Source organism: Streptomyces sp. NRRL F-5755 (assembly GCF_001279365.1).
In the GTDB taxonomy this organism is placed as follows: domain Bacteria; phylum Actinomycetota; class Actinomycetes; order Streptomycetales; family Streptomycetaceae; genus Streptomyces; species Streptomyces rimosus.
Genome location: NZ_LGCW01000230.1, coordinates 1 through 22017 on the forward strand (window position 1 = coordinate 1; position 22017 = coordinate 22017).

The 22017-nt window shown below is 70.3% G+C and carries 17 protein-coding genes and 1 riboswitch; of the genes, 10 read left to right on the top strand and 7 right to left on the bottom strand.

Going from position 1 to position 22017, the window contains the following annotated elements:
* Positions 1 to 118 precede the first annotated feature (118 nt).
* The gene (nagB, locus tag ADK86_RS18880) at positions 119 to 901 is read left to right on the top strand and encodes a glucosamine-6-phosphate deaminase (protein ID WP_030587453.1); all 783 of its coding nucleotides are present in this window, start codon (positions 119 to 121) and stop codon (positions 899 to 901) included.
* Between the two features lie 370 nt (positions 902 to 1271).
* On the opposite strand, the gene ADK86_RS18885 is transcribed toward nagB, so the two are convergent.
* The 4 genes from ADK86_RS18885 to ADK86_RS18900 form a co-directional block, all read right to left on the bottom strand.
* On the bottom strand, positions 1272 to 2816 hold the full coding sequence (locus tag ADK86_RS18885) for a glycoside hydrolase family 3 protein (protein ID WP_053697628.1): 1545 nt from the start codon (positions 2814 to 2816) through the stop codon (positions 1272 to 1274).
* An 8-nt stretch (positions 2817 to 2824) separates the two neighbouring features.
* The gene (locus ADK86_RS18890) at positions 2825 to 3655 is read right to left on the bottom strand and encodes a carbohydrate ABC transporter permease (protein ID WP_053697629.1); all 831 of its coding nucleotides are present in this window, start codon (positions 3653 to 3655) and stop codon (positions 2825 to 2827) included.
* Positions 3652 to 4635 (bottom strand): carbohydrate ABC transporter permease, encoded by a 984-nt coding sequence (locus ADK86_RS18895; protein ID WP_078952106.1) that lies wholly within the window; start codon positions 4633 to 4635, stop codon positions 3652 to 3654. The genes ADK86_RS18890 and ADK86_RS18895 overlap by 4 nt, the downstream gene beginning before the upstream one ends.
* A gap of 334 nt (positions 4636 to 4969) precedes the next feature.
* Positions 4970 to 6202, bottom strand: a complete 1233-nt coding sequence (locus ADK86_RS18900; RefSeq protein ID WP_324611402.1) for an extracellular solute-binding protein — start codon at positions 6200 to 6202, stop codon at positions 4970 to 4972.
* A 348-nt stretch (positions 6203 to 6550) separates the two neighbouring features.
* On the opposite strand from ADK86_RS18900, the gene ADK86_RS18905 reads away from it, so the two are divergent.
* The 6 genes from ADK86_RS18905 to ADK86_RS18930 all read left to right on the top strand — a co-directional run bounded on the left by ADK86_RS18905 (position 6551) and on the right by ADK86_RS18930 (position 12364).
* Entirely contained in the window at positions 6551 to 7309 is a 759-nt protein-coding gene (locus ADK86_RS18905; protein WP_030587435.1) for a GntR family transcriptional regulator, read from the top strand.
* Between the two features lie 121 nt (positions 7310 to 7430).
* Positions 7431 to 9587 carry a carbon starvation CstA family protein gene (locus ADK86_RS18910; RefSeq protein WP_053697631.1) on the top strand — a complete coding sequence of 719 codons (2157 nt, stop codon included), beginning with the start codon at positions 7431 to 7433 and terminating at the stop codon, positions 9585 to 9587.
* Entirely contained in the window at positions 9584 to 9781 is a 198-nt protein-coding gene (locus ADK86_RS18915) for a YbdD/YjiX family protein (RefSeq protein ID WP_053697632.1), read from the top strand. Before ADK86_RS18910 ends, ADK86_RS18915 begins: the two co-directional genes overlap by 4 nt.
* Positions 9782 to 9904: 123 nt before the next feature.
* A complete protein-coding gene (locus ADK86_RS18920; protein WP_078952107.1) occupies positions 9905 to 10180 on the top strand; it encodes a DUF3311 domain-containing protein in 276 nt (91 codons plus the stop codon).
* On the top strand, positions 10177 to 11811 hold the full coding sequence (gene mctP / locus ADK86_RS18925; RefSeq protein WP_053697634.1) for a monocarboxylate uptake permease MctP: 1635 nt from the start codon (positions 10177 to 10179) through the stop codon (positions 11809 to 11811). The genes ADK86_RS18920 and mctP overlap by 4 nt, the downstream gene beginning before the upstream one ends.
* Positions 11812 to 11854: 43 nt before the next feature.
* Entirely contained in the window at positions 11855 to 12364 is a 510-nt protein-coding gene (locus tag ADK86_RS18930) for a GNAT family N-acetyltransferase (RefSeq protein ID WP_053697635.1), read from the top strand.
* Positions 12365 to 12415: 51 nt separating this feature from the next.
* On the opposite strand, the gene ADK86_RS18935 is transcribed toward ADK86_RS18930, so the two are convergent.
* The gene (locus tag ADK86_RS18935; RefSeq protein ID WP_053697636.1) at positions 12416 to 13774 is read right to left on the bottom strand and encodes a TolB family protein; all 1359 of its coding nucleotides are present in this window, start codon (positions 13772 to 13774) and stop codon (positions 12416 to 12418) included.
* A 45-nt stretch (positions 13775 to 13819) separates the two neighbouring features.
* A complete protein-coding gene (locus ADK86_RS18940) occupies positions 13820 to 15139 on the bottom strand; it encodes a TolB family protein (protein ID WP_159393886.1) in 1320 nt (439 codons plus the stop codon).
* A 332-nt stretch (positions 15140 to 15471) separates the two neighbouring features.
* Positions 15472 to 15609: riboswitch (cobalamin riboswitch) on the top strand.
* Positions 15610 to 15768: 159 nt separating this feature from the next.
* On the opposite strand from ADK86_RS18940, the gene ADK86_RS18945 reads away from it, so the two are divergent.
* From ADK86_RS18945 to ADK86_RS18955, 3 genes are all read left to right on the top strand, one after another.
* Positions 15769 to 18207: a ribonucleoside-diphosphate reductase subunit alpha gene (locus ADK86_RS18945; RefSeq protein ID WP_078952108.1), complete on the top strand. Its 2439-nt coding sequence runs from the start codon at positions 15769 to 15771 to the stop codon at positions 18205 to 18207.
* Positions 18198 to 19259: a ribonucleotide-diphosphate reductase subunit beta gene (locus tag ADK86_RS18950; protein ID WP_053697639.1), complete on the top strand. Its 1062-nt coding sequence runs from the start codon at positions 18198 to 18200 to the stop codon at positions 19257 to 19259. Before ADK86_RS18945 ends, ADK86_RS18950 begins: the two co-directional genes overlap by 10 nt.
* Positions 19260 to 19416: 157 nt before the next feature.
* Positions 19417 to 21306 carry a transglycosylase domain-containing protein gene (locus tag ADK86_RS18955; RefSeq protein ID WP_053697640.1) on the top strand — a complete coding sequence of 630 codons (1890 nt, stop codon included), beginning with the start codon at positions 19417 to 19419 and terminating at the stop codon, positions 21304 to 21306.
* A 19-nt stretch (positions 21307 to 21325) separates the two neighbouring features.
* On the opposite strand, the gene def is transcribed toward ADK86_RS18955, so the two are convergent.
* Complete coding sequence (def, locus tag ADK86_RS18960; RefSeq protein WP_003983252.1) at positions 21326 to 21967, bottom strand: peptide deformylase; 642 nt, start codon at positions 21965 to 21967, stop codon at positions 21326 to 21328.
* Positions 21968 to 22017 lie beyond the last annotated feature (50 nt).

Genomic DNA, 22017 nt, shown 5'->3' on the forward strand with positions numbered 1-22017 from the left:
CTCCCCCCAGTTCACCCCCCGTTCAGCCCCGGATTGCCGGATGTCACCGGGGGTGGCGGTGGCGCTCTGGTAGATTGGTCTATACCACACGACCACTCTCCAGATCGGCAGGCTCAGCGTGGAAGTTGTCATCGTCCCGGACGCCAAGGCAGGCGGCGAGCTGATCGCGGAGGCCATCGCCGCCCTGGTCCGTCGCAAGCCCGAGGCGCTGTTGGGTGTGGCCACCGGCTCGACTCCGCTGCCCGTCTACGAAGCGCTGGCGGCCAAGGTCCGCGGTGGGGACGTAGATGTCTCGCGTGCCCGCATCTGCCAGCTCGACGAGTACGTGGGGCTGCCCGCCGGGCACCCCGAGTCGTACCGGTCCGTGGTGCTCCGCGAGGTCGTGGAGCCGCTGGGGCTCGGCGAGGACGCGTTCATGGGGCCGGACGGCACCGCCGAGGACGTCCAGGCGGCCTGTGAGGCGTACGACCGCGCGCTGGGCGAGGCCGGCGGGGTGGATCTCCAGCTGCTGGGCATCGGCACCGACGGGCACATCGGCTTCAACGAGCCGTGCTCCTCGCTCGCGTCCCGTACCCGGATCAAGACGCTGACGCAGCAGACCCGGGAGGACAACGCCCGGTTCTTCGACAGCCTGGACGAGGTGCCCCACCACGTCATCACCCAGGGCATCGGCACCATTCTGGAGGCCCGCCACCTGGTGCTGCTGGCCACCGGCGAGGGCAAGGCGGACGCCGTCGCGCAGTCCGTCGAGGGCCCGGTCTCGGCGCTCGTACCCGCCTCCGCCCTGCAGCTGCACCCGCACGCCACGGTCGTCGTCGACGAGGCCGCCGCGTCCAAGCTCAAGCTGGCCGACTACTTCCGCGCCACGTACGCGGCCAAGCCGGAGTGGCAGGGCCTGTAGGGGGCAGCCGGACGGCCACCCCGTACGGCCACCCCGTACGGCACAAGCACGCACACGACCCGGGTGGGGCGCCTCCGCAAAGACGCCCCACCCGGGTCGTTTCGTCCATGGGCCGTTCAGCCCACCCACCGTTCAGCCCACCGCCATTCAACCCACCGACCATCCACCCCACTGGCCGTTCAACCCACCGGCCATCCATCCCACTGGCCGTTCAACCCACCGGCCGAGCCGTCCGCACCGCGCCATCCGCACCCGCACCGCCCACACCCGTGGCGCCGTCCACAACCGCTCTGCCACCACCCGCACCATCCGCCCCCCACTCATGCCCCCCACCGGACCACCGGCTCCCCTCCGCGGCCCGGTGGGGGATTCATCCACCCGCGATGACCTCGGCGGCGGCGCGTCCGCAGACGCGGGCCGCGCCGTGGGTGGCGATGTGCAGGGCCCCGCGCGGGGGCGCCTGGGGCAGGCCCATTTCGACGACGACCGTGTCGGGCCGGGCGTCGAGCAGGGCGTCGAGGGCATCCGTCATCCAGGTGTGCCGATGTGCGTCGCGGACGACGGCGACGATCCGCCGCTCCCCCGCCGCCCGCAGGATCTCCTCCGTCCGGGCGGACGTGTCGGCAGCGACGGCTCCGGCGTTTCCGTACGTGCCCGTCTCCGTCCCCGGCAGCAGCCGCCCCAGTTCCGCGGCGACCCCCCACGGCGTCTCGTCGCCGACGGCGATATTCGCGACGGGCGTGAAGGCCGCGACGTACGCGGGCGCGCGGAGCGGCTCGTACGGGCCGTTGCGGGTGATCCGCAGCGCGCGGCGGGCCGCCACCAGGCCGGCCTCGGGTGCGGGCGCGACCCCTCGCTCCCCAGAGAGGGTTCCCTGCGCCGCGCCCGCACTCCGGGTCCACCGTGCCAGGGCGCGGACCCGCGCCGCGGCGTCGGCGAGCCGCTTCTCCGACAGCTCGCCGTCGCGTACCGCCCTCACCAGGGCGTCGCGCAGCCGCAGCACGGTGGCTTCGTCGGCCAGTCCGCCGCCGACGCAGATGGCGTCGGCACCGGCGGCGATGGCCAGGACGCTGCCCCGCTCGATGCCGTACGTCGCGGAGATGGCCCGCATCTCCATGCCGTCGGTGACGATCAGGCCCTCGAAGCCGAGGCCGCCGTCGGCGACGGGGGCGCGCAGCAGGCCGGTGAGCACATCGCGGCTGAGGGTGGCGGGCAGCGTGCCGTCCAGGGCCGGGAGCAGGATGTGCGCGCTCATCACGGCCTTGGTGCCGGCGGCGATCGCGGCCCGGAAGGGCACCAGTTCGCGTTCCTGGAGGGTACGCAGGTCGGCGGCGATGCGCGGCAGGTCGTGGTGGGAGTCGACGGCGGTGTCGCCGTGGCCCGGGAAGTGCTTGGCGCAGGCGGCGACGCCGGCGGACTGGAGCCCTTGGACGTACGCGGCGGTGTGCCGGGCGACCAGCTGCGGGTCGGCGCCGAAGGACCGTACGCCGATGACCGGGTTGGACGGGTTGGAGTTGACGTCGGCGGACGGCGCCCAGTTGAGGTTGACGCCACACTCGGCCAGCCGGCGGCCCAGTTCGCGGGCCACGTCGTGGGTGAGCTGCGTGTCGTCGACGGCGCCCAGGGCGAGGTTGCCGGGGAAGGACGAGCCGCCGCGCACTTCGAGGCGGGTGACGTCGCCGCCCTCCTCGTCGATGGCGACGAGGATGTCCTCCCGTTCGGCCCGCAGCTCGGCGGTGAGCGCCGCGAGCTGGTCCGGCGAGGCGATGTTGCGGCCGAACAGGCCCACCGAGGTCAGCCCCTCGCCGAGCCGGCGCAGCAGCCAGTCGGGCGCCGAGGTGCCGGTGAAGCCGGGCTGGAGAACGGTGAGCGCGTCGCGGGTGAGGGTGCCGGACGGGCGTACGAGTGTCGTCATGGCGCGCGTCATCCCTTCACTGCGCCGGCGGTCAGTCCGCCGACCGCCTTGCGTTGCAGGAACAGGAACAGGACGAGGATCGGCAGGGCGAAGAGCGAGGCGGCGGCCATCGTGGCGCCCCAGTCGTCGCCGAACTGGCTCTGGAACTGGGAGAGCCACAGCGGCAGCGTGCCCTTGTCCGGCTCCTTGTTGAGAACCAGCACGAGCGGGAATTCGTTCCAGGCGGTGATGAAGCCGAACAGCGAGGTGGCCATCAGGCCGGGTGCCAGCAGCGGGAAGATGATCTTCACGAACGCCTGGGTGCGGGTGCAGCCGTCGACCATCGCGGACTCCTCCAGCTCCTTGGGCACGGCGGCGACGTAGCCGCGCAGCGTCAGGAGGGTGAAGGGCAGCACCATCAGCATGTAGAAGAAGGTCAGCGGCACCAGGCTGTTGAGCATGTCGGCGTCGCGCACGATCATGTAGATCGAGATGACCAGGACCTCCCAGGGCGCCATCTGGGCGACCATGAAGGTCAGGATGATCCCCTTGCGGCCCTTGAAGCGCATCCGCGCGACGGCGAAGGACCCGCACAGCGCGATCAGCAGGGAGAGCCCGACGGCCAGCACGGTGACGGTGACCGAGTTGCCCACCAGGGACCAGAAGTTCGGCGCGCTGACGGCGGTCGAGAAGTGCTCGAAGGTGCCGTTCAGCGGGAACCACACCGGGTCCTCGGTGATGATGTCGCCGTTCGGCTTGAAGGCCGTGGTGAACATCCAGTACACGGGGAAGACGAATCCGAGGGCGAGCACGAGCGCCGCCGCGTTGGGCCAGATGCGGCCGAGCAGGGAGCGCTTCACGCCTCGTCCTCCTCTTGCTTGAGGGTCAGTCGCAGGTAGTACGCGGTCATGGCGAGCAGTACGACGATCGTCAGCAGCGAGATGGCCGCGCCCATGCCGAAGTGGAGGTTGCCGACGCCCTCGGTGAAGGCGTAGATCGGCAGGGTCTCGGTGAGCCGGTCCGGGCCGCCCTCGTTGATGGCGAAGATCTGCGGGAACGCCTTGAAGACCCAGATGATCTCCAGGAACGTGGTCGCCAGGAAGAACGGCTTGAGGAACGGGAAGGTGACGCTGGTGAAGACCTTCCAGGTGCCGGCGCCGTCCATCCGGGCCGCCTCGTACAGCTCCTTGGGGATGGTGGTGGTCGCGGCGTAGAGGTTCAGCGCCACGAACGGCAGGGACTGCCACACGATCAGTACGGTGATGACGAAGAATGTGGACAGCTGGCTGCCGACCCAGTCGTAGTGGGCCATCGAGTGCCAGCCCAGCTGGTCCAGGACCCAGTTGACGATGCCGTAGCGGGAGTCGAAGAGCCACTGGAAGACGGTGGTGGCGGCGATGACGGGCATCGCCCAGGCCAGCACCAGCGCGACCGACAGCACCAGGCGCATCTTCTTGCCGAGCCGGGCCAGCAGCAGGCCGATCAGCACGCCCAGCACCATGATCAGGACGACGTTGACGGCGGTGAAGACGATGGTGCGGACGGTGACCCGCCAGAACTGCTCGCCGCCCAGGATGTCCGCGTAGTTGCCGAACCCGCGCCACTCGGTGAGGTGCTGGATCAGCTGCTTCATGTTCAGGTTCTGGAACGAGAGGATCAGGTTCCGCACCATGGGCCAGCCCAGGAAGACCGCGGTGGCGGCCAGGGCCGGGATCAGCAGCAGGTAGGGGGCCTTCCCGGCGGCCCGGCCGGTTGCGCGGCGGCGACCGGGCGGCGGGGCGCCGCCCTTGCCGATCCGTGGCGCGGAATTCTGCACCGCGTCCTCGATCTGCACTGACATGTCCCGCTTCTCCCCATCACCCGGTCGTGCTCGTGCTGGTGGTTCCGTACGGGGGCCGGGACGGCCGGCTCCCGTACGGAACCCGTTGGTGGCGGTCCCCCGCGGCTAGGTCGCGCCTTTCGGATCATCCTGGGCCCGCGACGCTCCCCCAGCTGCCGCTGGGAGGTGCCCCCAGGCACGGCACCTCGCGGCGTTGTCGCATCACCCACGGACACCGCGGGCTGCTCCAGGCTGATCCAAAAGACACGACCCGCCGCCACGGAGGACCGCGGTCACTGGTGCCGGCGCGCGCCGCGCGGTTCCGTACGGGCCGGACCGCCGGACGCGCCGCCGGTCACTGCTTCTGCGCCAGCCGCTTGTTGATCTCGGCCTCGACGTCCTTGGCGGCGTCCGCGGGGGCCTTCCCGCCCAGAACCGCGGTCATGTAGTTCTTGATCGGGTTCGGGGTGTTCTCGACCTGGGCCCACTCGGGGATCAGCGGCGTGGTGCCGCTGGACTTGGCGGCGCCGGGCGCGGCGGCCTCGGCGGCCGGGTTGCCCTTGGCGGCGTCCGCGAGGTCGGGGGACTTCGGGCTCCAGCCGACCTCCTTGACCATCTGTCCGTCGTTCTTCTTGGACAGCGCGACCTTCAGGAATTCCTTGGCCAGCTCCTGGTTCTGGCCGCCGCCGGCGACGGCGAAGTTGGAGCCGCCGAGGAAGACGCCCTCGGGCTTGTCGGCGGTCTCGCCCGGGATGGGGAAGAAGCCGATGTCGTCCTTGATGGCCGGGTTGGCCTTGACGGCGGTGGGGCCCTCGTAGCCCATGGCAATGATGGCGCCGGTCTTGCCCTTGGAGAAGATCTCCGCCTGCTGCGGGGTGGCCTCGTCCTTGTTCTTCGGGGCGGTGCTGAACGCCTGGTACTGCTTGTAGATGTCCATGGCCTTGGAGACCTTGGGGTCGCCGAGGTTGGAGACCCACTTGTCGCCCTGCTTCTTGACCAGGTCGGCACCGGTGCCGATGGTCAGGCCGTCGAAGAAGTACCAGTTCTGGCCGGGCAGATAGAGCGGCTCGGCGTCGGTCTTCTGCTTGATGGTGTCGAACGCCTTGAAGAGTTCCGAGCGGGTCTTGGGCAGTTCCTTGATGCCCGCCTGGGCCCAGATCTTCTTGTTGTACATCACCACACGGTTGCCGGCGTACCAGGGGAGCGCGTACTGCTTGCCGTCGACGAGGGACGCCTTGTTGAAGGAGTCGTTCCAGTCCTTGCCGATTTCCTTCTTCAGGTCGCCCAGCTCCGCGAGCGCGCCGGCCTTGGCGTACGCGGCGGTCTGGGTGTTGCCGATCTCGACGACGTCCGGCGGGCTGTCCTCCGACAGGGCGGTGGTCAGCTTCTGCTGGATGCCGTTCCACTGCTGGACGCGGAATTCGACCGTGGCGCCGGTCTTGGCCTTGAAGTCCTCGGCGACCTGCTTGGTCCACTGCGCCGGGTTGGAGCCGTCCATCACCCAGACGATCAGCTTCTTGCCCTTGAAGCTCTCGGCCCCCGCCGAGCCGCTGCCGCTGGACCCACAGGCAGCGACACTCACCAACATTCCCGCGACTGCCGTCGCCGCTATGAGTCCACGCTTCATTGCGCTCTCCCCTAAAGGCTGGCTGGTGGTCTTTAATGGTTTAGACCAGTGCCCGCAGCTTGGCCTAGACCTTTTGGGGTGTCAAGGGTGTATAAGAGTCGCTGTCAGGTCCGTTACCGGACCGACATCTGGGGCCTGTCGCCGCGGTAGCGGCGTGTGCCCGCGAGGCAGACGCTACGTTGGCGTCGGGCCCCGCGAGCGGGCACGGACCAGCAAGGGAGCATCGGGACCCCACCCGTGCCACGATGTGAGCCGCTACGTACGGAGGAGCCGGTGACGGCAGCGCGACAGGAGTCGGAGAGGCGGGTCATGGAGACCGACGGGGGCAGCGCGGACAACGGCGGCGGCGCACGCACCGCCCGCGTGCCGAAGTACTACCGCCTCAAGCGCCACTTGCTGGAGATCACCGAAACGCTGCCGCCGGGCACCCCGGTACCGCCCGAGCGGACCCTGGCCGCGGAGTTCGACACCTCCCGCACGACCGTTCGCCAGGCCCTCCAGGAACTGGTCGTCGAAGGACGGCTGGAACGCATCCAGGGCAAGGGCACGTTCGTCGCCAAGCCCAAGGTCTCGCAGGCCCTGCAACTGACCTCCTACACCGAGGACATGCGGGCCCAGGGCCTGGAGCCCGCCTCGCAGCTGCTGGACATCGGCTATGTCACCGCCGACGACCGGCTGGCCGGGCTGCTGGACATCGCGGCCGGCGGCCGGGTGCTGCGCATCGAGCGGCTGCGCCTGGCCAGCGGGGAGCCGATGGCCATCGAGACGACCCACCTGTCCGCGAAGCGCTTTCCCGCGCTGCGCCGCAACCTCGTCAAGTACACCTCGCTGTACACGGCGCTGTCCGAGGTCTACGACGTCCGCCCGGCGGAGGCCGAGGAGACCATCGAGACCTCGCTGGCCACCCCGCGCGAGGCCGGGCTGCTCGGTACGGACGTGGGCCTGCCGATGCTGATGCTCTCCCGGCACTCGCTCGACGCCGAGGGCGCCCCGGTGGAGTGGGTGCGCTCGGTCTACCGCGGCGACCGCTACAAGTTCGTGGCCCGGCTGCGGCGTCCGGCGGACTGAGGGCCCCGGCGGCGGGCCTCCCCTTCCGGCGCCCCGCCGCCCGGTCGCGTCGCGGTATGGCGCGATCCGCCCCGCTGCCTCTACGGTCCTTCCGTCGTCGCGTCGACGGGAGGACGTACCGGTGCGCCCAGCAGGCCAGCCCCGAACCACCGCCAGCCCCCGCAAGATCGCCGTGTGGACGGCCGTGGCACTGGTCGGCGCCGCCGGCTGGACGCTGCTCGCCCTCTCCCGCGGGGAGGAGGTCTCGGCCGCCTGGATGGTCGCCGCCGCGCTCGGCTCGTACGCCATCGGCTACCGCTTCTACGCGCGCTTCATCGCCACCCGCGTGCTGCGCGTCGACCGGACCCGGGCCACCCCCGCCGAACGGCTCAACGACGGCGTGGACTTCCACCCCACCGACCGCCGGGTGCTGCTCGGCCACCACTTCGCGGCCATCGCGGGCGCCGGGCCGCTGGTCGGGCCGGTGCTCGCCGCCCAGATGGGGTATCTGCCCGGCACCATCTGGATCATCGTCGGCGTCGTCTTCGCGGGCGCCGTGCAGGACATGGTCGTACTGTTCTTCTCCACCCGGCGCGACGGCCGGTCGCTGGGGCAGATGGCCCGCGAGGAGATCGGCGTGTTCGGCGGGGCCGCCGCGCTGCTCGCCGCCTTCGCCATCATGATCATCCTGCTCGGTGTGCTGGCGCTGATCATCGTCAACGCGCTGGCGCAGTCCCCCTGGGGCACCTTCTCCATCGGCATGACCATCCCCATCGCCCTGCTGATGGGCTTCTACCTGCGGGTGCTGCGCCCGGGACGGGTCACCGAGGTCTCGCTGATCGGCGTCGCGCTGCTGGTGCTCGCGCTGGTCGCGGGCCGCTGGGTCGCCGACTCGTCCTGGGCCGACACCTTCACGCTGGAGCCGAAGACGCTGGTCATCTGGCTGGTGGCGTACGGGTTCATCGCGTCCGTACTGCCGGTGTGGACACTGCTGGCGCCGCGCGACTACCTCTCCACCTTCATGAAGATCGGCACGATCGGACTGCTGGCGGTCGGCGTGCTGGTCACCCTGCCGAACCTGAAGATGGACGCGGTCACCCGCTTCGCCGGGCGCGGCGACGGCCCGGTCTTCGCGGGCTCGCTCTTCCCGTTCGTCTTCATCACCATCGCCTGCGGCGCGCTCTCCGGCTTCCACGCCCTGATCTCCTCCGGCACCACGCCCAAGATGGTGCAGAAGGAGACCCAGATCCGCATGATCGGCTACGGCTCGATGCTCATGGAGTCGTTCGTCGCGGTGATGGCGCTGGTCGCGGCGTCGATCATCGACCCGGGGCTGTACTTCGCGATGAACGCGCCGGCCGGCGTCATCGGCGACACCGTGCAGTCGGCCTCGCAGGCCGTCGCGCACTTCGGATACAGCATCTCCCCCGACCAGTTGGCCGCCGCGGCGAAGGCCGTCGAGGAGCACACGCTGCTGTCCCGTACGGGCGGCGCGCCCACCCTCGCCGTGGGGGTGGCGGACATCTTCTCGCAGGTGTTCGGCGGGGCCGGGATGAAGGCGTTCTGGTACCACTTCGCGATCATGTTCGAAGCGCTGTTCATCCTCACCGCGCTGGACGCGGGCACCCGGGTGGGCCGCTTCATGCTCCAGGACATGCTGGGCAACGTCTACAAGCCGTTCCGCAGGGTGAGTTGGAAGCCGGGGCTGGTGCTGTGCAGCGCGGCCGTGGTGGCGCTGTGGGGGTACTTCCTGTGGGTCGGCGTCCATGAACCGCTCGGCGGCATCAACCAGCTCTTCCCGGTCTTCGGCATCGCGAACCAGCTGCTGGCGGCGGTCGCGCTGACCGTCTGCACGACGCTGCTGGTGAAGTCCGGGCGGGTGAAGTGGGCCTGGATCACGGGCGTTCCGCTCGCCTGGGACGCCGTCGTCACCCTCACCGCGAGCTGGCAGAAGGTCTTCTCCGGGGACCCCAAGGTCGGTTTCTTCACCCAGCGTTCGGTCTATCAGGACGCCATCGACGCCGGGAAGGTGCTGCCGCCCGCCAAGACCATGGACGACATGCACACGGTCGTCACCAACTCGACGGTGGACGGCGTGCTGTCGGCGGTCCTCGCGCTGCTGATCATCGTGGTGATCGCGGACGCGGCCCGGGTGTGCGTACGGCATCTGCGCAACCCGTCCGCGACCCGGCTCAGCGAGGCCCCGTACGTGAAGTCGGCGATCGTCGCGCCCGCCGGGCTGGTGGCCTCCAAGGAGGAGAAGGCGGAGCTGGCGACGGCGGAACGGAGCGGGCCGTGAACGCGGTACGACGGGTTCTGGGCTGGATCCGCTGGTACGTACGGGAATTGACCGGCGAGAGCACGTACGAACGCTACGTCGCGCATGTCCGGCAGCACACGCCCGGCGCGCCGGTCCCCAGCCGCCGGGAATTCGAGCGGCGGCGCGCCGCGGAGCGCGAGGGCGACCCCCGCTCGGGCTTCCGCTGCTGCTGAGGGGCCGGTTCGTTGCCGTACCGATATGCGGACAGGTAGTGACGCGTACAACTTCCGTGGCTTAAATTTCCTGCCCACCACCCGCGTGATCACCGGGGACCGCCAGGGAACGGAGCCGCGCCCATGCCAGAGCCGTCCGCATCAGCCGGAACACCAGCGGGCAGAGCCGCGCCGGTCGTCACTCCCACCCGTGTGATCGCCGGGCTCTGCCTGGTCGCGCCCTTCGTGGCGATGCTGTGGGTCGGCTCCTACGCCAAGATCGAGCCGACGCTCATCGGCATCCCGTTCTTCTACTGGTACCAGATGCTGTGGGTGCTGATCTCGACGGCGCTCACCATGGTCGCGTACAAGCTGGTCCAGCGTGAGCAGCGGCTGCGCAAGGGGGGTGCGTCCCGGTGAAGGACGGCGTGAACGGCGTGGCGCTCGCCGTCTTCATCTTCTTCTTCGTGGCCGTGACGGTCATGGGCTTCCTGGCGGCACGCTGGCGCAAGGCCGAGCAGTCCGCCAACCTCGACGAGTGGGGGCTGGGCGGGCGCAGCTTCGGCACCTGGGTGACCTGGTTCCTGCTGGGCGGCGACCTCTACACGGCGTACACCTTCGTGGCCGTGCCGGCAGCGATCTACGCGGCGGGCGCGGCCGGGTTCTTCGCCGTCCCGTACACGATCCTCGTCTACCCGCTGATCTTCACCTTCCTGCCCCGCCTGTGGTCGGTCTCGCACAAGCACGGATACGTGACCACCTCGGACTTCGTGCGCGGCCGGTTCGGCTCCAAGGGCCTGTCGCTGGCCGTGGCGCTCACCGGCATCCTCGCCACGATGCCGTACATCGCGCTGCAACTCGTCGGCATCCAGGCCGTGCTGGACGTGATGGGCGTCGGCGGCGGCGAGGACACGAACTGGTTCGTCAAGGACCTGCCGCTGCTGATCGCCTTCGGTGTGCTGGCGGCGTACACCTACAGCTCCGGGCTGCGGGCGCCCGCGCTGATCGCGTTCGTCAAGGACGGGCTGATCTATCTGGTCATCGCCGTCGCGATCATCTACATCCCGATCAAGCTGGGCGGCTTCGACCACATCTTCGCGGTGGCGAAGGACGCCTTCGCGCAGAAGAATCCGGCGACCGGCAAACCGCGCGGGGAACTGGCCAGCGGGCCGAACGCGCAGTGGGCGTACGCGACGCTCGCGCTCGGTTCGGCGCTCGCGCTGTTCATGTACCCGCACTCGATCACCGCGACGCTGTCCTCGCGCAACCGCAATGTGATCCGCCGCAACACCACCATCCTGCCGCTGTACTCCCTGATGCTGGGGCTGCTGGCGCTGCTCGGGTTCATGGCGGTGGCGGCCGGGATCAAGGTGCAGAACGGGCAGCTGGCGATTCCGCAGCTGTTCGAGAACATGTTCCCGGACTGGTTCACGGGCGTGGCGTTCGCCGCGATCGGCATCGGCGCACTGGTGCCCGCCGCGATCATGTCCATCGCCGCGGCGAACCTTTTCACCCGCAACATCTACAAGGACTTCCTCAAGCCGGGCGCCACGCCCGAGCAGGAGCACAAGGTCGCCAAGCTGGTGTCGCTGCTGGTGAAGGTCGGCGCGCTGGTCTTCGTGCTGACGATGGACAAGACCGTCGCCATCAACTTCCAGCTGCTGGGCGGCATCTGGATCCTGCAGACCATGCCGGCCCTGGTGGGCGGCCTGTTCACCCGCTGGTTCCACCGGTGGGCGCTGCTGGCCGGCTGGGCGGCGGGCATGATCTACGGCACGCTCGCGGCGTACGGGGTGGCCAGTCCCACGCAGAAGCACTTCGGCGGCTCCAGTGCGCAGATCCCCGGCATCGGGGAGATCGGCTACATCGGGCTGACCGCGTTCGTGCTGAACGTCCTGGTCACGGTGGTCCTGACGGTGGTACTGCGCGCGGTCAAGGCCCCCGACGGCGTTGACGAGACGTCCCCCGAGGACTACACGGCGGACGCCGGTGACAAGGGCGTCCAGGTCGAGCTGCCGCCGGCCACGGCGGGGGTTCCGGCGGGGCACTGAGGGAGCCGGAGGAATTGTCAGACCCCCGGTGCACACTGGGCCCATGGACATCACGATCAGGCCCGCGCGGCAGAAGGAGTTCGAGGAGATCGGCGAAATCCTCGTGGCGGCCTACGCGGCGGACGGACTGCTGCAGCTCGGCCACGACGACCCGTATGTGCACGAGCTGCGCAAGGTGGCCGAGCGGGCGGAGCGGGCCGAGGTACTGACGGCGGTCGACGCCGACGGGACGGTGCTGGGGGCGGTGACCTTCGCCGCCCCCGGCAGTCCGTACGCCGAGATAGCCGGGCCCGACGAGGGCGAGTTCCGGATGCTGGCCGTCGTCCCCGCCGGCCGCGGGCGCGGCATCGGCGAGGCGCTGGTGCGCGCCTGCATGGACCGCGCCCGCTCCCTGGGCCTGCACCGCATGGTGCTCTCCGCCCTGCCGCACATAAAGAACGCCCACCGCGTGTATGAGCGCATCGGTTTCACGCGCATACCGGAGCGGGACTGGGAGCCCGTGCCGGACATCACGCTGCTGGCGTTCACCTGCGATCTCGACGAGGCGGCATAGCGGCGGCCGGGCCCGTGCGCCCGGCCCGGCACGCCCGGTCACGGCATCGGGTTACGGCAGCATTCGCCGCACGAACACATCCGTGACCCCATTCGTGTCCCCCGGAACCAGGTTCGCCGCGTCCGAGTCGAAGGCCGCGGTCAGGCCCGTGGCGTCGGTGGAGACGTTGGAGGACCAGCCCTGGTCGGGTGTGCTGTCGGCGGGGCGGCTGACGCGGTCGATGACGCCGGTGCGCATGTCGCGGACGAAGATGTCCGTCGCGTTGTTGGTGTCGTCCCGTACGAGGTCCGGCGCCGAGGACTGGAAGTACAGACGGCCGTTGTCGGCGGACAGTACGCCCAGGCCGGAGGAGCCGGTCTGCGGCTGCTTGCCGTCGTAGGTGTACGACATCTGCTCCGTCGTGCCCTTGAGAAGGTCCCGTACGAACAGGTCCGCCCGGCCGGTCGGGTGGCCGGGCACCACTTCCCCGTACTGGCTGGAGAAGACCGCGTAGCGGCCGTCGGGGCTGAGCGAGGCGTTCCAGGCGCCGACCGTCTCGCCGGTGGAGGAGAGGCTGCCCACGCCGGTGCGGCCGGTGTCCAGGTCGTGCACGTAGAACGGGTAGCTGTGCGGTCTGCGCAGATCGGCCCGGTCGCGGGCAGCCGCGGCCGGGTCCGGGCGCAGGTTGGCGGCCTTGGAGATGAAGCCGACCGTACGGCCGTCGTAGGTGATCACCGGGTTGGCGGAGGGGCCGTTGGCCTGCTCTCCGGTGGCGGTGACGCTCACCCGCTTGACCGTGCCCGTCTTCCGGTCGCGGACGAAGATGTCCTGGGCCTTGTTGGTGTCCCCGGGCACCAGGTCCTCACGGCTGGAGGCGAACGCCACGTACCGGCCGTTGGCGCTGATCACCGGCATCTGGGAGCCCTGCTTGCCCTGCGGGGGCCGCCCGTCGAGGGTGACGCTCTCGGTGCGCCCGGTCCTGCGGTCGTGCACGAAGATGTCGGTGGCGGCGTTGGTGTCGCCCGGCACGAGGTGGGCGGCGTCGGAGGCGAAGGCGACGTAGCGGCCGTCGGCGCTGATGGTGGGCGTGGACGACCAGGAGTCGGCCTGGGTGCCGTCGCTCGCGACGTTGACCCGTTCGACGGCGCCGGTGCGCAGGTCCTTCACGAAGATGTCCGGCTGCCCGTTGGTGTCGCCGGGCACCAGGTTCGTCGCGTCGGAGTCGAAGACGGCGAACCGGCCGTCGGCGCTGATCATCGAACCGGACGAGCCGCCGTTGCCCTGCGTGCCGTCGGCGGCGACGCTGGCCCGCTCGGTGCCGGACGGCGGCGCGGGCTGCGCGGCGGCCGTCGTTGCGGGCAGCAGCGCGGCGAGTGCGCACACCCCCGTGACGGCGGCGAGTCTTCGTACGGTGCTGCGGGTGGACCTCATGGCGGGTTCTCCTCCTGGTGGGTACGTGGATGCGTCGCCGTTGCGTCAGCGCGGGAGCCGGCGGACGAAGACATCGCCCGTCCCGTTCGTGTCACCGGGCACCAGTCCGTCGTCGCGCGAGTCGAAGACCGCGAGCCGGCCGGTGGCGTCGGGCACCGCGACGTTGGTCCAGGAGGACGACTGGCCGCCGTCCGCGGTGACGTTGATCCGCTCGACCCGCCCGGTGCGCAGGTCGCGGACGAAGGCGTCCACCTGGCCGTTGGTGTCGCCGGGCACCAGGTTCGTCGCCGTGGAGGTGAAGAAGAGCCGCCGGTTGTCCGCGCTGAGCCGCCCGTCGGAGGACCAGCCGTTGCCCTGCGCCCCGTCGTGCGCGCGGGACACCAGCCGGGTGGTGCCCTTCTCCAGGTCGCGGTCGAAGATGTCGTACGTGCCATTGGTGTCGCCCGGCACCACGTCGTCGGCAACCGAGGTGAAGACCGCGTGCCGGCCGTCGGGGCTGAGCCGCGGGAACGGCGACACGCCGACCACGGCGCCGGTCGAGCCGAGGCTCGCCACGCTCGTCCGGCCGGTGTCCAGGTCGTGGACGTACATGGGGTCCTGCGGCGGCGGGCGGCGGAAGCCGGGACCGGCGGGGGTGAGATTCGTCGCCTTGGAGGTGAACGCCACCCGGCGGCCGTCGGCGCTGATCGACGGGAAGCCGGAGGGGCCGTCGGGCTGGGTGCCGTCGCTCGCCACACTGACGCGTTGCGTCGTTTTCTTCTGCACATCGTGGACGAAGACGTCCAGGCGCTCGTTGGTGTCGCCGGGCACCAGGTCCGCGCGGTACGAGCCGAAGGCGAGGTGGCGGCCGCTGCCGCTGAGGGCGAAGTTCTGGACCCCGTAGCCGTACGGGGACGTGCCCGCGCCCGCGGTGGGGCTCGTGGTGCGGCCGGTCAGCCGGTCGTGGACGAACACGTCGCCCTCGCCGTTGGTGTCGCCGGGCACCAGGTTCGACGCCGAGGAGTAGAAGGCCACGTACCGCCCGTCGGCACTGATCTCGGGTGATCCGGACAGGGCGTTGCCGCTGGTGCCGTCACCGGCGACGCTGACCAGGTCGACCTTTCCCGTCCGTAAATCCTTGACGTAGACGTCCTGTTGGCCGTTGGCGTCGGCAGGTCCCAGATTGGTGGCTTCCGAGGTGAATGCCACGAACCGCCCGTTCGCGCTGAGCGTCGGACCGCCCGAGAAACCGTTTCCCTGCGTCCCGTCGGCAGCGACGCTGACCCGTTCGGTCGCCGGGGCGGCCGGCCGCGCGGCAGCGGCCGTCGCGGGCAGCCCCCCCGCCACGGCACACGCTCCGGCCAGCAGCCCCACGGTCCTGGCCACGCCACGCGCAGCACCGTTTCTTCGCATGTTTCCCCCCTCACATCACGTCCCCCACCCGCCCCGCCGGGCGACGGAGCAGACAAGGAGCCAATACGCTTCAGGAGTCCCGGTCAACGCATCAGGGACATTCCGCGCCACCAATACGCCCCCTGCATCAGCCCCCGTCCAGGAGGGCCGTCAGCCCCCGGCCGCAAGGCCCGCAACGGCTCCAGGAAGCCTTCGCAGGGGCGCCGCAGAGCCTCTGCGAACGACGCCGGAACGGCTGCCGAATACCACGGCTCGGGACAACCCCGTTACAACGCGACACAAGATATGGGGGTGGGTGCACGAGGCAGCACAAGATGTATGCTCGTGCTCGCTGTCGTCGCAGGGGAATCCGGTGCGAATCCGGAACTGTCCCGCAACGGTGTACGAAGTGCGGCAATCCGCACCCGTGAGTCCGAAGACCTGCCCGCAGTACGCCCGCGCCACCCCCGGCGCGGTCGTCGATACGTCCGGGCCTCGCGGGTTGGGCCGGTGGACGCTGCGCGGTGTGCCCGCGCGCCCCTCGCCGTGCCAGGGGTGCCGCACGCCCGTACGCGGCCGTCGCGCTCCTCCCCCGGCCCCCGCCGAGTGAGGGAGAGCAGCACGTGACCATCGCGCCAACGGAGCCCGCGTCAACCCAGCAGGTCGTGCAGCCCGCGAAGGACACGAAGCCCCGGCAGGACGCCGGCGGCCGGGCCGAGGACGGCCCCGGCGCCGCGCTGCTGCGCACGCTGACCGACCTCACCGCCGACCTGGACGCCACCGACCCCGGCAAGATCGCCGCCGCCGCGCTGCGCGGCCGCCACGCCGGCTCCGACGAGGCCGAACTGCGCTCGCTGGCCATGGAGGCCGCCGCCGGCCTGATCGGCGACGAGCCGCAGTACTCCAAGCTGGCCGCCCGCCTGCTGACCCGCGCCATCGCGGAGGAGGCGGCCGCGGAGGGGGCGACCGCCTTCTCCGCCTCCGTCGCCACCGGCCACCGCGAGGGCCTGATCGCCGACGACACGGCGGAGTTCGTACGGACCCACGCGGCGCGCCTGGACGCGCTGGTCGACCGGGCCCTGGCGGATGGCGCCGACGACCGGTTCGGCTACTTCGGCCTGCGCACCCTGCACTCCCGCTACCTGCTGCGCCACCCGATCTCCCGGCAGGTCATCGAGACCCCGCAGCACTTCCTGCTGCGCGTGGCCTGCGGCCTGGCCGAGGGCCACAGCGAGCGGGCCGTGGACGACGTCGCCGAGCTGTACCGGCTGACCAGCACGCTGTCGTACCTGCCGTCCTCCCCCACCCTCTTCAACTCCGGCACCCGGCACCCGCAGATGTCCTCCTGCTACCTGCTGGACTCCCCGCTGGACGAGCTGGACTCGATCTACGACCGCTACCACCAGGTCGCGCGCCTGTCCAAGCACGCCGGCGGCATCGGCCTGTCGTACTCCCGGGTGCGTGCCCGCGGCTCGCTGATCCGCGGCACCAACGGCCACTCCAACGGCATCGTGCCGTTCCTGCGCACCCTGGACGCCTCGGTCGCGGCCGTGAACCAGGGCGGCCGGCGCAAGGGCGCGGCCTGCGTCTACCTGGAGACCTGGCACGCGGACCTGGAGGAGTTCCTGGAGCTGCGCGACAACACGGGCGAGGACGCCCGGCGCACCCACAACCTGAACATCGCGCACTGGATCCCCGACGAGTTCATGCGCCGCGTCGAGGCCGACGCCGACTGGTCGCTGTTCTCCCCCAGCGACGTGCCGGAGCTGGTGGACCTGTACGGCGACGAGTTCGACGCGGCGTACCGCAAGGCGGAGGCCGCGGGCCTGGCCGTCAAGCAGGTCCCGGCGCGCATCCTGTACGCGCGGATGATGCGCACCCTCGCCCAGACCGGCAACGGCTGGATGACCTTCAAGGACGCCGCCAACCGCACCGCCAACCAGACCGCCGAGCCCGGCAAGGTGGTGCACTCCTCGAACCTGTGCACCGAGATCCTGGAGGTCACCGACGACGGTGAGACCGCGGTCTGCAACCTCGGCTCGGTCAACCTTGCCGCTCACCTGGGTGACAACGGCGAGATGGACTGGGAGCGGCTGGACGCCACGGTCCGTACGGCCGTGACCTTCCTGGACCGCGTGGTGGACATCAACTTCTACCCGACCGAGCAGGCCGGCGCCTCCAACTCGCGCTGGCGGCCGGTGGGGCTGGGCCTGATGGGCCTCCAGGACGTCTTCTTCCGGCTGCGGCTCGGCTTCGACTCGCCCGAGGCGCGGGAGCTGTCCACCCGTATCTCCGAGCGGATCATGCTGGCCGCCTACGAGGCGTCCGCCGACCTCGCCGAGCGGCACGGCCCGCACCCGGCCTGGTCCGCGACCCGTACGGCCCGCGGCGTGCTGCACCCCGACCACTACCCGAACGCCGAGCCGCGCTGGGCGGACCGGTGGGCGGCGCTGCGCACCCGTATCGCGGCGACCGGCATGCGCAACTCGCTGCTGCTGGCCATCGCGCCGACCGCGACCATCGCCTCGATCGCGGGCGTGTACGAGTGCATCGAGCCGCAGGTCTCCAACCTGTTCAAGCGCGAGACGCTGAGCGGCGAGTTCCTCCAGGTCAACGCGTACCTGATCGAGGAGCTGAAGGCGCTGGGCCTGTGGGACGAGCGGACCCGTGACGCGCTGCGCGAGGGCAACGGCTCGGTGCAGGAGCTGGACTGGATTCCCGCGGAGACCCGCGAGCTGTACCGGACGGCCTGGGAGATCCCGCAGCGCGCGCTGATCGACATGGCGGCGGACCGTACGCCCTACCTCGACCAGAGCCAGTCGCTGAACCTGTTCATGGCGTCGCCGACCATCGGCAAGCTCAGCTCGATGTACGCCTACGCCTGGAAGCGCGGCATCAAGACCACGTACTACCTGCGCTCGCGGCCGGCGACCCGGATCGCCCAGTCCGCGCGCGGCACGGGCGGGGGCGCGCAGACCGCTCCCGTACCCGCCCAGGCGGCCGACCCCGAGGCCGTCGCCTGCTCCCTGGAAAACCCCGAGTCCTGCGAGGCATGTCAGTGACCACCGCACCCGAAAAGAGCGCCGCAGCCGCGCACACCGCCACCACCGGCAAGAAGAACCTCCTCGACCCGGGCTTCGAGCTGACCCTGCGTCCGATGCGCTACCCGGACTTCTACGAGCGCTACCGCGACGCGATCAAGAACACCTGGACGGTGGAGGAGGTCGACCTCCACTCCGACGTCGCCGACCTCGCCAAGCTCTCGCCGGGCGAGCAGCACCTGATCGGGCGACTGGTGGCGTTCTTCGCGACCGGTGACTCGATCGTGGCGAACAACCTCGTGCTGACGCTCTACAAGCACATCAACTCCCCCGAGGCGCGGCTCTACCTGAGCCGGCAGCTCTTCGAGGAGGCCGTGCACGTCCAGTTCTATCTGACGCTGCTGGACACCTATCTGCCCGACCCGGACGACCGCGCCGCCGCGTTCGCCGCGGTGGAGAACATTCCCTCCATCCGGGAAAAGGCCGAGTTCTGCTTCAAGTGGATGGATTCGGTCGAGACCATCGACCGCCTGGAGTCGAAGGCCGACCGCCGCCGCTTCCTGCTGAACCTGATCTGCTTCGCGGCCTGCATCGAGGGCCTGTTCTTCTACGGCGCCTTCGCGTACGTGTACTGGTTCCGTTCGCGCGGCCTGCTGCACGGTCTGGCCACCGGCACCAACTGGGTCTTCCGCGACGAGACCATGCACATGAACTTCGCGTTCTCGGTCGTGGACACGGTGCGCGAGGAGGAGCCGGACCTCTTCGACGAGGAGCTGGAGCGCCAGGTCACCGACATGCTCAAGGAGGCCGTCGAGGCGGAGCTCCAGTTCGGCCGGGACCTGTGCGGTGACGGGCTGCCGGGCATGAACACCGAGTCGATGCGCGAATACCTCCAGTGCGTGGCCGACCAGCGCCTCCAGCGCCTGGGCTTCGCGCCGGTGTACGGCTCGGAGAACCCGTTCTCCTTCATGGAGCTGCAGAACGTCCAGGAGCTGACCAACTTCTTCGAGCGGCGCGCCTCGGCCTACCAGGTCGCCGTCGAAGGCTCGGTCTCCTTCGACGACGAGTTCTGATCCGAGGCGTCCCGAGCAGTCGGACGGGGCCGGTCCGCACGTGCGGACCGGCCCCGTCCGTTTCTTTATGTCCGACGAATCCGGACCGGATTTGATGAGTCGATGACAACGCGCCGACGACGGCAACCCTGCCGTATGCCGTCGGCTCTCCCGTTGTATGAAGGGCAGCGAGCAACCGAAAAAGCGGTTCATCGACTATCCCCGCCGGGGCCGCAGCGGCTGGCGCCGGTGGCTGCCGTCCTGGAGACAGCAGCTCGGCGTCACGGCCGTCGGCGCGGCCGGTTGCGCCGGGCTCTTCGCCTTCGTGTACGCCCAGGTCGACATCCCGGACGAGAACGCCGCCGCACGCCAGGAAGCCACCGTCTTCTACTGGGCGGACGGCAGTCAGATGGTGACCGAGGGTGCCGTCAACCGGCAGAACGTGACCCTCGACCAGGTGCCCGACCCGGTGGAACACGCCGTGATCGCCGCCGAGAACGCGAGTTTCTACTCCGATTCCGGTGTCTCCCTCTCCGGTATCGCGCGGGCCGCGGTGAACATGGCCCAGGGCCAGGACGCGCAGGGCGGCTCCACCATCACCCAGCAGTACGTGAAGAACACCTACCTCTCGCAGGACCAGACGCTCAAGCGCAAGGTGAAGGAGTTCTTCATCGCGCTGAAGCTGGACAACCGGAAGTCCAAGTCGGAGATACTCCAGGGGTATCTCAACACCAGTTATTTCGGGCGGCATTCGTTCGGCATCCAGGCCGCCGCGAACGCGTACTACGGCATTCCGGCCAAGGATCTGGACCCCAGCCAGGGGGCGGCGCTGGCCGCGCTGCTCAAAGGAGCCGAGCAGTACGATCCGGCGCTGAGCGAGGCGAATCACCGGCGTGCGGTGGCGCGGTGGAAGTGGATTCTGGACCGCGAGGTGGAAACCGGTCGGATGAGCCGGGAGGAGCGCGCCCGGTACACGCAATTCCCCGAGCCGCGCAAACCTGTCACCCCGACCAGTCAGAGGGGCCAGACCGGCTATCTCGTCGACGCCGCGAAGAAGTACCTCAAGAGCCGTACCGGACTGACCGACCGCGATCTCGCGCGCGGCGGCTACCGCGTTCACACCACCTTCGAGAAGGACAAGGTGGCGCGGCTGACGGAAGCGGTGGAGGACGAGCGGCGCCGCAGTATCGACCCGAAGAAGCGGGCCGCCGACACACACGTGGAATTCGGTGCCGCGTCGGTGCGGCCCAAGGACGGCGCGCTCGTCGCGCTCTACGGGGGCCCGGACGCGACGCAGCACTTCGCGAACAACGCGGACACCGCGGGCGTACCGGCCGGCTCGGCCTTCAAGCCGTTCGTGATGGCCGCCGCGCTCCGCGACACCGCGCCCGAGAAGGCCGCCGCGCCCGCTGACGCACCCGCCGCGGGCGCGGCCACCGTGCAGGCCGCCGTACCGCCGGACCTGTACGAGGGCCTGGTGACCTCCACCCATCCGCCGTTCGTCGCCGCCGGCCGGCGCCTGGGCCTGGAGAAGGTGCGGGACCTGGCGATCGACGCGGGCCTGCACAAGGCGAGCCTGGCGCGCCTGGAGCCCACGTTCCCGCTCGGCACCTCCACGCCCAGCGCGATCCGGCTGGCCGGCGCGTACTCGCTCTTCGGCAACGACGGCAGCCGGACCGAGCCGTACTCGGTGACCAGGGTGGAACACGGCGGCAAGCCGCTGCCGGGCCTCACGCCGCCCGCACCGCACCGCGTATTGACGCCCGGGGCGGCGCGCGGCATCAACTGGGCGCTCCGGGCGTACGCCGAGAAGACGCTGCCCCCGGAGACCGCGGCGAAGCTGCCGCGGGGCATCTGGGCGGGCGGCACCGGGCCGCGGGACCGCATGCGGTCGGCGTGGTTCATCGGCAACGACGGCACCGGCGGCGGCGGGCTGACCACCGCCGTCACCGTCTTCCGCGCCGAGCCGGGGGCGGCGCGCCTGCTGCCCATGGAGGGCGTGGGCGGCGACACGCGGTTCGGCAACGGCATACCGCCCCGCGTATGGGCGGCGTACGCCAAGGGGTGAGGCGGCGGCCGGGCGCGGGTCAGTCGTTGGCGACGACCGGGTACCGCGGCTCGCGCTCGGCCATCTGCTTCAGCGCGTCCTTGCGGTCGCGCTTGGAGAGCCGGTCGATGTACAGGTAGCCGTACAGGTGGTCGGTCTCGTGCTGGAGGCAGCGCGCGAAGTAGCCGGTGCCCGCGACCTTGATCGGGTTGCCCTCGGCGTCCTGGCCGCTGACGACCGCGTAATCGGGGCGGGCCAGCTCCGCGTAGGCGCCGGGCACCGACAGGCAGCCCTCGTTGGAGTCGTCCAGCACCCGCCGCTCGACCGGCAGGTCCTCCAGGACCGGGTTGCAGACCGCGCCGACGTGGCGTACGCCCTCGTCGTCCAGGCAGTCGTACACGAAGACCTTCAGGTCCACGCCGATCTGGTTGGCGGCCAGGCCGACGCCCTCGGCCGTGCGCTGGCTGGCGAACATGTCGTCGATGAGCTGAGCCAGCTTGTCGTCGAACTCGGTGACGTCCTTGCACTCCTTGTGCAGCACCGGGTTGCCGACGACGGTGATCGGGCGGGACGTACCGCGCTCGCGGTGCGCCTTCTCCCGCTCGTCCGCGCCGGTGACGTCGTCGACGAAGCCCTCCGCCGCCCGCTCCTCGTTGTGGTCAAAAACAGGCTGTTGCGCCATCTCCGCCGTACGCCTTCCTGGAAACCCGAAATTCTTCGTCCACCAGCCTA